Source organism: Saccharothrix hoggarensis (assembly GCF_042678885.1).
Lineage (GTDB): Bacteria > Actinomycetota > Actinomycetes > Mycobacteriales > Pseudonocardiaceae > Actinosynnema > Actinosynnema hoggarensis.
The window spans coordinates 1-11097 of record NZ_JBHTLK010000092.1 but is presented as its reverse complement, the minus strand read 5'-3'; the positions used below and the strand labels follow the sequence as shown (position 1 = coordinate 11097).

Below are 11097 nucleotides of genomic sequence, written 5' to 3'. Positions count from 1 at the left end.
GCTCCACCGCACCGGTCGACCCGCTGCACACAGCCGGTCGCCGCGTGCGGCCCGGTCCGCCGCTGCTCGACCAGCGGCGGACCGGGTACCGCGGAGCGCCCGCCGCCGCACCACCGGCGGCGGGCGCTCACCTAACCGGTGGCGCGGTAGGCCTCGCCGGCCCGGTTCGGCGTTCCCCCGGGCAGGTACAACCCCGTGCCCGGCTTGTCGGCGGGGAGCGCGAACCACGCGTAGCGCTCCAGGTACGGCAGTCCTTCGAGCATCCGCGACGACGCGCCCGCGAAGTCGGCCAGCTGCCGCTCGTCGGGGTAGCGCGCACCGCCGCCCGAGAAGTCCATCAGCGAGTACTCGGTGAGCCAGATCGGCAGCCCGTAGCGGGCGTGCACGGCGTCCAGGTAGTTCTTCAGGTGGCCGACGGCGGCCGGCCCGAAGTCCGAGCCGTACCAGTGCACCGTGATGAAGTCGACCCGCAGCCCGCGCTGCCGCGCGCCGGCCAGGAACCGGTCCAGCCAGCCGCCGGCCTTGTCGCCGCTGTGGGCGACGGCGGGGCTGCCCAGCCGCATCCCGGTCGCCTGCAGCCGCGGCCACAGGTCCAGCGCCTGCTCGACCGTCAGGTTCGACTGCTCGGAGAGGTCGGGCTCGTTGAACCCGAGCAGCGTGGCGCCCTGCCCCTTCACCGCTTCGAGGTTGGCGGGCGTCACGTGCTTCGCGCCCCAGATCATCGGCACGTACTCCACGCCCGGCGGCGCCTGCACGTCCTCCCTGGTCGTGGCCCAGTTGTAGAACCAGCCCGCGCCGACGTCCGACAGCGCCCGCGTCACGCCGTCGAAGTGCCAGGTCGCGACGCCCTTCTTCGCCGACTTGGCCACGGGGGCCGGCGCCGGGGCGGGAGTCGGGGCGGGCGCCGGGGCCGCGGCCGACGTCGGGGCGACCGGCTGGGTCGCGGGCGCCGACGTGGTCGTCATCGCGGTCGTCGTCGCGGTCGTCGTCGTGGACGTCGTCGTGGACGTCGTCGTGGGCACGAACGTGGTGGTCGTCGTGACGGTCAGCGGCGCGGCCACACCGAGCGGCTCCGGCCAGCCGTCCACGGGCAGCACGACCTCAACCGCCACCACCGCCACCGCCGCCGCCGGGAGCAACGGCTTGGCCGCCGCGTGCGCCCAGAACCCCTTCCGCGCCACGGCGACCACGGGCTCCGCGCCGAGGAAGTCGAACCCGACGGGCAGCGGCACGAGCGGGATGCGGGCCAGCAGGCCGTCCACCGCCGCCAGGTCCTCGAACCCCCGCCCGCACCGGGCGCACTCCCGCGCGTGCCGCACGATCCGCTTGCGCCACAACGCGCTCGGCTGCCCGTCCCACCCGGCGATCACCTCGGCCAGGTCGCCGCACCGCGGCAGGGCGAGCACCCGCACGACCACCCGCGCCGCGTCGAGCTGCGCCTTCATGCGCTGCACCCGCACGGCCGCGTGCTGCGGCGTGAGGTCGAGGGCGGACGCCAGCTCGGCGCGCGTGATCCGGCCGCTCTGCTCCAGCCACCACAGCGACAGCAGCTCCCGGTCGTCGTCGCCGATCCACCGGGTGGCCGCCGCCAGCTCCCGGCGCTGCCCGGTGAGCCGGAGCCGGGTGATGGCCAGATCGGCGAAGTCCGCGCCGGGGTCGGCCACGTCGTCGGGTTCCGCGTCGGCGAGCGGCAGCCGGGTCCGGTGGTGGTCGCGCACCTGGTTCAGGGCGATGGCCAGCAGCCACGACCGGAAGGCCTCGGGCTCGCGCAGCCTCGGCAGCCCGTGCAGCGCCCGGAGCATCGTCTCCTGCACCACGTCGTCGGTGTCCGGGTGCCCGGCCAGGGCGTGCCCCACCACGTTGTAGACCAGCGGCAGGTAGGCCGCCACCAGCGCGTCCAACGCGCCGGGCTCACCCCGTTGCGCGGCCGTCACCGCCGCGGCGTCCCCTGGTGTGCGCATACCGTTCCTCTCGGCCGAGTCGGGCTCTACCCACCGGAGACGGTCGGACGGCGACACGATAACGACTTTTCCCGGCCCCGCGTCTCCCCGCCTCCGGTGTCAGTCCCGTGTCAGCCCCGTGTCAGGCCGTCCGGTGATCGTGATCCCGACACCAGCCACGGAAGGACACCCCCGATGACGCGAACGGTCCCCATCCCCCACGGCCTGCCGATGGACCGCGACGCGGGCCCGTTCAACCCGCCCAGCGCCATCACCCGGCTCCGCGAGGCGCACCCGGTCAGCCCACTGCACTTCCCCGACGGCCACGAGGGCTGGCTCGTCACCGGCTACGACGCCGTCCGCCGGCTCATGGCCGACACCCGGTTCAGCTCCCGCCAGGACATCGGCGTCCTCCACGTGCCGTACGACGTCCCCGGCATGCCCGCGGCCACCGAACCGTCGCCGCAGGTGCCCGGCCTGTTCATCAGCATGGACCCGCCGGACCACACCCGGCTGCGCCGCCTGCTCACCGGCGCGTTCACCGTCAGGCGCATGAAGCAGCTCGAGGAGCGCATCGCCGAGATCGTCGAACGGCGGCTGGACGAGATGGCGGCCCTGACCCCGCCGGTCGACCTGGTGAAGGAGTTCGCCCTGCCGGTGCCGTCCCTGGTGATCTGCGAACTGCTCGGCGTGCCCTACGCGGACCGGGACACGTTCCAGTCCAACTCCGCCAAGTTCATGGAGAAGGAGGTGGCGCTGGAGGAGAAGATGGCCGCGTACACCGGCCTCACCACGTACCTGTCCGACCTGGTCGCGGCCAAGCGCGCCGCGCCCGACGAGGACATGCTGTCCGACCTCGCCCGGCACGACGAGCTGACCGTCGAGGAGCTGACGGGCATCGCGTTCCTGCTGCTGCTCGCGGGCCACGAGACCACCGCGAACATGCTGTCGCTGGGCACGTTCGCGCTCCTGGAGCACCCCGACCAGCTCGCCGCGCTGCGCGCCGACCCGGACCTGGTGCCCGGCGCCGTCGAGGAGCTGATGCGCTACCTGTCCGTGGCGGACATCTTCTACCGCTACGCCACCGAAGACCTCGAACTCGGTGGGGAGACCATCCCGCGGGGGTCGACCGTCGTCGTCTCGCTGCTGGCCGCCAACCACGACCCGCTGCGCTTCGAGGACGCCGACACCCTCGACGTCCGCCGCGCGGCCCGCGGTCAGCTGGCCTTCGGCCACGGTGTCCACCAGTGCCTGGGCCAGCAGCTGGCCCGGATCGAGATGCGCGCCGGTCTCGCGGGGCTGCTGCGCCGCTTCCCGACCCTGGCGCTCGCCGTCCCCGCCGACGAGGTGCGGCTCAGGACCGACATGAACATCTACGGCGTCCACGCGCTGCCGGTGACGTGGACGGACCCGGCCCGGTAGGGCCTCGCGGCCCTAGGCGGCGAGCACCGACGCGGCCATGCCGATCAACGCCGCGCCGCACAGCCGCTCGAACACCGGCCGCACCCGGGGCCGCGACAGCAGCGCGGACAGCCGACCGGCCAGCGGCACCACCACGGCCCAGAAGCACGCGAACACGCCGACCGCGACCGCCGACAGCAGCGCCGCCTGGGGCAGGGGCGGCGCGGTCGGGTCCATCGCCTGGGGGACGAGGCTCAGGAACGTCAGCATCACCTTCGGGTTGAGCAGGTCGCACAGCAGGCCGCGCAGGAACAGCGACCGGTCGGACTTCGGCGCCCTGGCGATCGGCCCGCCGGCCCGCGCCGCGCGCAACGTCATCACGCCCAGGTAAGCGAGGTACAGCGCGCCGACCGCCTTGACCGCCAGCAACGCCGCCGGCGCCGCCGCGACCAGCGCGGACAGCCCCACGGTGGCCAGCGCGGCGTGCACCAGCAGGCCCGTGACCACGCCGAGGGCGGTCACCGCCCCGGGCCGCACGCCGCGCACCGCGTTGCCGGTGATCAGCACGAAGTCCGGGCCGGGCACGACGGTGATGACGACGAGCGCGAGCAGGAAGGACGTCCAGGCGATGTGCACGGCGGCATCCTCGGCCGGACGTTCGGGTGTATTCCACCCGACGAGTACCGTGTTCGGTTGTGAGCGACGTAGCCGAACTGGATTCGGTCGACTGGGCGATCCTGGAGGCGTTGCAGAACGACGCGACGCTGCCCAACCGGACCCTGGCCGACCGGGTCGGCATCGCGCCGTCCACGTGCCTGCAGCGGGTGCGCCGGCTGCGGGACCTCGGCGTGATCACCGGGTTCCACGCCGAGGTCGACCCCCGGACCACCGGCCTGCCGCTGGAGGCGGTGGTGTCGGTGAACGTCCGCCCGCACACCAGGCCGGTGGTGGCCGCGTTCCGGCAGTTCGTGATGGCCCAGCCGGAGACCCGGTCGCTGTTCCACGTCAGCGGCCAGGCCGACTTCCTGGTGCACATCGCGGTGGCCGACAGCACGCACCTCCAGGCGTTCCTGATGGACAAGATCGCCTCCCGCACCGAGGTCCGGAACCTGACCAGCTCGGTGGTGCTGGAACGGGTCGAGACGCGGGCCCTCACCCCGCCCGACGACCGGCGTCCGCTGCACCGCAGGCGGCGCGTCTAACCTGCACCCCATGCAGCCTGACGAGTTCCGCCGGATCGGACACGAGGTGATCGACTGGATCGCCGACTACCGCGAGCGGGTCGCGGACCTCCCCGTGAGGTCGCGGGTCGAACCGGGCTGGGTCCGCGAGCGGCTGGCCCCGCTGCCGGAGCGGGGCGAGGGGTTCGACGGCCTGCTCTCCGACCTCGACCGGGTCGTGCTGCCCGGGACCACCCACTGGCAGCACCCCGGCTTCTACGCCTACTTCCCGTCCAACGCGTCGCTGCCGTCGGTGCTCGGCGACCTGCTCTCGTCCGGCCTGGGCGTGCAGGGCATGTTGTGGTCGACGTCGCCCGCCGCCACCGAGGTCGAGCAGCACCTCCTGGACGAGCTGGTCGGCGCGATGGGCCTGCCCGAGCGGTTCCGCGGCGGCGGCGTCATCCAGGACACCGCGTCGTCGGCCGCGCTCGTCGCGCTCCTCGCCGCCCTGCACCGCCAGTCCGGCGGCACGTGGCGGCAGTCCGGTGTGGACGGCACGGAGACCGTGTACGTGTCCTCGCAGACCCACTCGTCCATCGAACGGGCCGCGCGCCTGGCCGGGTTGGGCGAGCGGGCCGTGCGGTCGGTCGACGTCGACGACGTGCTGGCGATGCGCGTGGACGACCTGGCGTCGCGGATCGAGTCCGATGTGGAGGCCGGTCGCAAGCCGGTCCTGGTGTGCGCCACCGTCGGCACCACGGGCACGGGCGCGGTGGACCCGGTGCGGGAGATCGCCGCGCTGTGCGCCGAGCACGGGATCTGGCTGCACGTCGACGCGGCGTGGGCGGGCCCGGCGGCCCTGTGCCCCGAGTTCCGGCACCTGTTCGACGGCCTGGACCAGGCCGACTCGTTCACCGCGAACGCCCACAAGTGGATGCTCACCGCGTTCGACCTGTCCCTGTTCTGGACCGCGCACCCGGACGTGCTCGTGGACGCCCTCACGATCCTGCCGGAGTACCTGCGCAACACGGCGACCGAATCGGGCGCCGTCGTCGACTACCGCGACTGGCAGATCCCGCTCGGCCGCCGGTTCCGGGCGCTGAAGCTGTGGTCGGTGCTGCGCTGGTACGGCTTGGAGGGCGTGCGGGCGCACCTGCGCCGCCACGTCGAGCTGGCGGAGATGCTGGAGTCGTGGGTCGCGGGGTCCGAGGAGTGGCGCCTGGTCGCGCCGCGGTCGCTGGCACTGCTGACCCTCGCCCACCGCGACGGCGACGACGCCACCCGCGAGGCGATGGACCGCGTCAACGCGGCCGGCGACGCGTTCGTCACCCACACCACCGTCAACGGCAGGTTCGCGATCCGCGTGGCCATCGGCGCGGAGTCAACGGAAGAACACCACGTGCGCGCGCTGTGGCAGGCGCTGGCGGCTAGCGGCTGAGCAGCGCGTCGAGATCGAGGACAACCGGGAAGGGGCTCGGTACCTCGACCTTGCCGGTGCCGCCGGCGACGTGCCTGTACTCGCCGTCGACCAGGGTGGACGCCGCGAGCGTGATCGGCTCGTCGAGTTCGAGCAGCCAGCAGTGCGGAATACCCGCGTCGGCGTACTCGATCGGCTTGAGCATGCGGTCCATGCGCCTCGTCCCCGGTGACACGATCTCGACCGCCAGCAGGACATCGTCGGGGTCGACGCGCTTCGGGTACTCCAGAGCACGCTCGGTCGGGACGATGACCATGTCGGGTGCGCGCACCGTGATCGGAGGCACGGGGTTGATCAGCACATCGATCTCCGGCACCGCCACCACGTCGTGAGGCAGTTGCTCGTCCAGCCAGGTGCCCAACCGCTTCGCGGCCAATTGGTGTTTGAGAGCCGGCTTGGGCGACAGGAGCAAGGCTCCCTCGACCAGCTCGACGTGGTGCAACTCGTCCTCAGGGAGCGCGTCCCACTCTTCCAGCGTGAGCCAGTGGTCAGGCCAGTGCATCGTGCTCATCGCGACCCACTTCCCATGACGTCCCCGTTGACTGCGCAGCGTAGCCGGTCGATCACAGGACCCGCAGCAGGCCCTCCTGCACCACGGTAGCCACCAACTGGCCGTCCTGGCTGTAGAAGCGGCCCGTCGCCAGGCCGCGCGAGCCCGACGCCGACGGCGACTCGCAGTCGTAGAGGAACCACTCGTCGGCCCGGAACCCGCGGTGGAACCACATGGCGTGGTCGAGGCTCGCGCCCAGCACCTTGTCCGTGCCCCAGTACACGCCGTGGCGGACGAGCACCGAGTCGAGCAGGGTCATGTCGGACGCGTACGCCAGCACGCACACGTGCAGCAGCTCGTCGTCCGGCAGCTTGCCGTCGGCGCGCATCCACACCTGGCTGCGCGCCTCGCCCGGCCCCGTCTCGCGCGCCCGCCACGGCGGCTCGGTGACGTACCGGATGTCGATCGGCCTCGGCAGGCGCGCCATGCCGACCTTCTCCAGGTACCCGGCCGCCGACTCGGCGTACGTGGGCAGGGAGTCCGGCGACGGCACCTCGGGCATGGGCTCGAAGTGGTCCATGCCGGTCTCGTCCACCTGGAACGACGCGGACAGCGAGAAGATCGCCTTGCCGTGCTGCACGGCGACGACGCGCCGGGTGGTGAACGAGCGGCCGTCCCGGATGCGGTCGACCTCGTACACGATCGGGACCGTCGGGTCACCGCCGCGGATGAAGTACGAGTGCAGCGAGTGCACCCGGCGCTCCGGCGGGACGGTGCGGCCGGCGGCGACCAGGGCCTGACCGGCGACCTGCCCGCCGAACACCCGCACGGGCGATTCGGCGGGCGACACCCCGCGGAAGATGTTCTCCTCGATGCGCTCCAGGTCGAGCAGCGCGACGAGGCGGTCGAGCACGGGCTGCCCGTGCGGCACGCCGTCGGTGTCCAGCGGAACGTCCGAGAACTCGGCGGAAGCCGCGGCGCGGGCAGCCTCGGTCACGTCAACTCCTAAGCGTGGTCGTCCTCCCCCAGGCGGTGCACCCGGATGAGGTTGGTCGAGCCGATGGTGCCAGGCGGCGAGCCTGCCACGACCACGACGAGGTCGCCCGGCTGGTACCGGCCGATGTCGATCATCGACAGGTCGACCTGGCGGACCATCTCGTCCGTCGAGTCCACCTTAGGCACGAGGAACGTCTCGGTGCCCCAGGTGAGAGAAAGCTGACTGCGCACGCTCTGCTCCGGCGTGAACGCCAGCAGCGGCAGCGGCGTGTGCAGGCGGGCCAGCCGCCGGACCGTGTCACCGGACTGGGTGAACGCGACCAGCGCCTTGGCGTTCAGCCGCTCGCCGATGTCCCGCGCCGCGTACGAGATCACGCCGCGCTTGGTGCGCGGGACGTGCGTCAGCGGCGGGACCTGCGTGGACTCGGTCTCCACGGCCTCGATGATGCGGCCCATGGTCTTGACCGACTCGATGGCGTACCGGCCGACCGACGTCTCGCCGGACAGCATCAGCGCGTCCGCGCCGTCGAGCACCGCGTTCGCGACGTCCGACGTCTCGGCGCGGGTCGGCCGCGAGTTGGTGATCATCGAGTCGAGCATCTGGGTGGCCACGATCACCGGCTTGGCGTTCTCGCGGGCGATCTGGATGGCCCGCTTCTGCACCAGCGGCACGTGCTCCAGCGGCAGCTCCACGCCCAGGTCGCCGCGGGCGACCATCACGCCGTCGAAGGCGAGGACGATCGCCTCCAGGTTGTCGACCGCCTCCGGCTTCTCGATCTTGGCGATCACCGGCTTGCGGCCGTGGCCCACGCGGTCCATGACCTGGTGGACCAGGTCGATGTCCGCGGGCGAGCGCACGAACGACAGGGCGATGAAGTCCACGCCCAGGTTGAGGGCGAACTCCAGGTCCTCGATGTCCTTCTCGGACAGCGCGGGCACGGACACGTCCATGCCGGGCAGCGAGAGGCCCTTGTTGTTGCTGACCGGGCCGCCCTCGGTGACCTCGCAGACCACGTCGGGGCCGTCGACCTCGGTGACGGTCAGGCCCACCTTGCCGTCGTCCACCAGCAGCCGGTCGCCGACCTTGGCGTCCTGCGACAGCTGCTTGTAGGTGGTGGAGACGCGGTCGTGGGTGCCCTCGACGTCCTCGACGGTCACCCGGACGATGTCACCGGTCCGCCACTCGACGGGGCCGTGGGCGAACCGGCCGAGCCGGATCTTGGGTCCCTGCAGGTCGGCCAGGATTCCCACGGCACGTCCGGAGGCCTCGGCCGCCGAGCGGACCAGGTCGTAGACCTGCTTGTGGTCGGCATGGCTGCCGTGGCTGAAGTTCATCCGGGCCACGTCCATACCGGCCGCTACCAGCTCGTTGACCTTGTCCTCGGTCGCGGTGGCAGGACCAAGCGTACAGACGATCTTCGCGCGTCGACTCACGTCTCAGGAGAGTAGTCGCTGTCACTGGACCGATCAGGATGTACCGGGGGGTAATCTCCGTGAAACCGGCAGAATCTGCCCGGTGGGCGTCAGAATCCTTCCGTTCGTGGTCGCGGCGTTGCTCAGCGTCATCGTGCTGTTCACCCCGCAGTCAGGTGTGCCGGACTCACCGCCGGGCACCGACAAGGTGGTGCACGTGCTGCTGTTCGCGCTGCTCACGGCCACCGGGCGGTACGCCGGGCTGCGGGTCCGACCGCTCGTCGCGGGGTTGATCTGTTACGCCGCGGTCTCGGAAGTGTTGCAGTGGCTCATCACCCCGCTCGGGCGCGGCGGGGACGTCCTGGACGGCCTCGTGGACGTCGCCGGCATCGGCCTCGGCCTGCTCCTCGCGCGCCTGCCGGCGGTCAGCGGCGGAAGCCGACCTCGGTGAGCCCGACGTGGTCGGCGCACCAGTCGACCAGCGGCGTCACCTCGCGCCACGCGTCGCGGACGCGGTCGAGGCAGCCCGGCTCGTGCAGCACGTCGTCCGGCGGCCACACCTTCGCCGCGTAGAGGCGCTTGTGCTTGAGCAGCTCGATCCGGGGGTGCCCGGGGTCGACGCCGCGCGGCGCGCGCTTCAGCTTGTCGCCGCGCAGCTCCCAGCCGGCGCCGGTGAGGGCGGCCAGGAGCCGCTCCAACGTCCCGCCGCGCACGTCGTCGGCGACCGACTCCCGGTAGCGGGCGAGCTGGTCGGACGCCATCGCGAACGACCCGCCGGCCACGAACAGCCCCGCCGTGCCGATCTGGACGTAGTGGGCGCCGCCGCCGCGGCCGAGCTCGACCACGCCGCCGCAGTGGTCCTTGTACGGGGTCTTGTCCTTGCTGAACCGGACGTCCCGGTAGGGCCGGAACACCTTGCCCCGGCCGAACTCGGGTTCCAGCGCCGCGAGCAGGGCCTCCATCGGGGCGCGCACGTCGTCCTGGTAGAGGTGCTTGTGGTCCTCCCAGTACGCCTTCGAGTTGTCGACCTCCAGCCCGTCGTAGAAGTCGATGGCGTGTTCGCCGAAACCGCTGAATTCCACGCGACCAGCTTACGTTCGTCCATTGGTGGCTCATTCGATCGCCTTATCGCAGTGGATGACCGGTCGGTCACGTCCTGTGCATAATCGGCCGAGTGGGTAGGAAAGCGGCACTGGCCGGCTGGTTGCGCGAACTCGACGCACAGGACGTCCAGGCCGTCCTGGCGCTGCGCAGGGACGCCGCCGACCGCCGGCCCCGATCCCTGCGTGACCTCGCGGACGAGCTGACCTCGGCGGCGTCGCTGCGGGCCGCCGTCGACGGGCTCGACCAGGCGTGCCGGGACGTGCTGGACACCGCCGTGCGGCTGGGCGACGAGGCCGGGGTGGAGGCGCTGGCGGAACGGTTGCGCTGCAACGGGAAGGCGTCGCGGGCCGAGCTGAAGCGGACGTTGCTGCAGTTGCGCGCGAGGGCGTTGGTGTGGCCCTCGGAGGACCGGCTGGTCACGTCGCCGGGGTTGCGGCTGCTGACCGAGGAGCCGGCGCGCCGCATCACGCCCGCGCCCCGCGCGCCCCGCCGTGCCGCGCAGGACCGGGGGTTCGCCGACCGCGCCGCGACCACGCCCGCGACGTCCACTGTGGATGGTGTGACGCGGCTCGTCGAGCTGTGCGACTGGGACCAGGTGGCGTGCCGCAACGGGGTCGGGTCGCGGGAGCTGCGGCGGGTCGCGGGCATGCTGCGCGCCGACGAGCCGCGGGCGCGGCTGTGGGTAGAGCTGGCCGTGGAGGCGCGGCTGCTGGCGGTGGACGACGGCAGGCTGACGCCGACCGTCCGGTCCGACGCGTGGCGTGCCGCGCCGCCCGCCGAGCGGCTGGCCGCGCTGGCCGAGGCGTGGCCCCGGATGACGTGGACGCCGGGCAGGCAGCGGCCCGCGTCGGCCGAGCCGTCGTCGTCGGAGGCGGGCGACCGGACCAGGCTGGGCGTGCTGGAGCGGTACGCGCGGTTGGGCGAGGACGAGGCGTTCGAGCACCGGCACGAGGTGGTGGCGGAGCTGGTGTGGTCGCGGCCCGCCGTGCACAGCCGGGCCGCGACGGAGGCGGCGCTGGTGGAGGCCGAGTCGGTGGGCCTGATCGCGCTGGGCGTGTCGACCGCGCTGGGACGCGCCGTGCTGGCCGGTCGCGTGGCGGAGGTCGCCGGGCGGTT

10 protein-coding genes and 1 pseudogene are annotated in these 11097 nt (G+C 72.6%); 5 read left to right on the top strand and 6 right to left on the bottom strand.

Annotation, left to right across the window (positions count from 1 at the left end; translation table 11 throughout):
* Positions 1 to 131: 131 nt before the first annotated feature.
* Positions 132 to 1961 carry a sigma-70 family RNA polymerase sigma factor gene (locus tag ACFQ3T_RS18510; RefSeq protein WP_380724541.1) on the bottom strand — a complete coding sequence of 610 codons (1830 nt, stop codon included), beginning with the start codon at positions 1959 to 1961 and terminating at the stop codon, positions 132 to 134.
* Between the two features lie 174 nt (positions 1962 to 2135).
* Between ACFQ3T_RS18510 and ACFQ3T_RS18505 the strand changes: the two genes are divergently transcribed.
* The gene (locus ACFQ3T_RS18505; protein WP_380724540.1) at positions 2136 to 3362 is read left to right on the top strand and encodes a cytochrome P450; all 1227 of its coding nucleotides are present in this window, start codon (positions 2136 to 2138) and stop codon (positions 3360 to 3362) included.
* Between the two features lie 12 nt (positions 3363 to 3374).
* On the opposite strand, the gene ACFQ3T_RS18500 is transcribed toward ACFQ3T_RS18505, so the two are convergent.
* Entirely contained in the window at positions 3375 to 3977 is a 603-nt protein-coding gene (locus ACFQ3T_RS18500; protein ID WP_380724539.1) for a LysE family translocator, read from the bottom strand.
* A gap of 59 nt (positions 3978 to 4036) precedes the next feature.
* On the opposite strand from ACFQ3T_RS18500, the gene ACFQ3T_RS18495 reads away from it, so the two are divergent.
* Together ACFQ3T_RS18495 and ACFQ3T_RS18490 are read left to right on the top strand one after the other, a co-directional pair.
* A complete protein-coding gene (locus ACFQ3T_RS18495) occupies positions 4037 to 4543 on the top strand; it encodes an Lrp/AsnC family transcriptional regulator (protein ID WP_380724538.1) in 507 nt (168 codons plus the stop codon).
* A 10-nt stretch (positions 4544 to 4553) separates the two neighbouring features.
* Positions 4554 to 5939: a pyridoxal phosphate-dependent decarboxylase family protein gene (locus tag ACFQ3T_RS18490; protein ID WP_380724537.1), complete on the top strand. Its 1386-nt coding sequence runs from the start codon at positions 4554 to 4556 to the stop codon at positions 5937 to 5939.
* On the opposite strand, the gene ACFQ3T_RS18485 is transcribed toward ACFQ3T_RS18490, so the two are convergent.
* Genes ACFQ3T_RS18485 through pyk form a run of 3 tightly spaced genes read right to left on the bottom strand, consistent with a single transcriptional unit; the run spans position 5929 to position 8898 of the window.
* On the bottom strand, positions 5929 to 6489 hold the full coding sequence (locus tag ACFQ3T_RS18485; protein WP_380724536.1) for a Uma2 family endonuclease: 561 nt from the start codon (positions 6487 to 6489) through the stop codon (positions 5929 to 5931). The two genes, ACFQ3T_RS18490 and ACFQ3T_RS18485, sit on opposite strands and share 11 nt — an antisense overlap.
* A 52-nt stretch (positions 6490 to 6541) precedes the next feature.
* On the bottom strand, positions 6542 to 7465 hold the full coding sequence (gene tesB / locus ACFQ3T_RS18480; protein ID WP_380724535.1) for an acyl-CoA thioesterase II: 924 nt from the start codon (positions 7463 to 7465) through the stop codon (positions 6542 to 6544).
* 8 nt (positions 7466 to 7473) lie between these two features.
* Entirely contained in the window at positions 7474 to 8898 is a 1425-nt protein-coding gene (pyk, locus tag ACFQ3T_RS18475) for a pyruvate kinase (RefSeq protein ID WP_380724534.1), read from the bottom strand.
* An 82-nt stretch (positions 8899 to 8980) separates the two neighbouring features.
* Between pyk and ACFQ3T_RS18470 the strand changes: the two genes are divergently transcribed.
* Positions 8981 to 9328 carry a VanZ family protein gene (locus tag ACFQ3T_RS18470; RefSeq protein ID WP_380724533.1) on the top strand — a complete coding sequence of 116 codons (348 nt, stop codon included), beginning with the start codon at positions 8981 to 8983 and terminating at the stop codon, positions 9326 to 9328.
* Here ACFQ3T_RS18470 and ACFQ3T_RS18465 read toward each other — a convergent pair.
* Complete coding sequence (locus ACFQ3T_RS18465; RefSeq protein ID WP_380724532.1) at positions 9303 to 9959, bottom strand: DUF2461 domain-containing protein; 657 nt, start codon at positions 9957 to 9959, stop codon at positions 9303 to 9305. The two genes, ACFQ3T_RS18470 and ACFQ3T_RS18465, sit on opposite strands and share 26 nt — an antisense overlap.
* Before the next feature lie 92 nt (positions 9960 to 10051).
* On the opposite strand from ACFQ3T_RS18465, the pseudogene ACFQ3T_RS18460 reads away from it, so the two are divergent.
* Positions 10052 to 11097, top strand: a pseudogene (locus tag ACFQ3T_RS18460) (hypothetical protein); the annotation flags it as partial.

Coding starts and splice junctions, on each gene's coding strand:
- ACFQ3T_RS18505 (WP_380724540.1), top strand. CDS start 2,136: ATGACGCGAACGGTCCCCATCCCCCACGGCCTGCCGATGGACCGCGAC.
- ACFQ3T_RS18485 (WP_380724536.1), bottom strand. CDS start 6,489: ATGAGCACGATGCACTGGCCTGACCACTGGCTCACGCTGGAAGAGTGG.
- ACFQ3T_RS18490 (WP_380724537.1), top strand. CDS start 4,554: ATGCAGCCTGACGAGTTCCGCCGGATCGGACACGAGGTGATCGACTGG.
- ACFQ3T_RS18510 (WP_380724541.1), bottom strand. CDS start 1,961: ATGCGCACACCAGGGGACGCCGCGGCGGTGACGGCCGCGCAACGGGGT.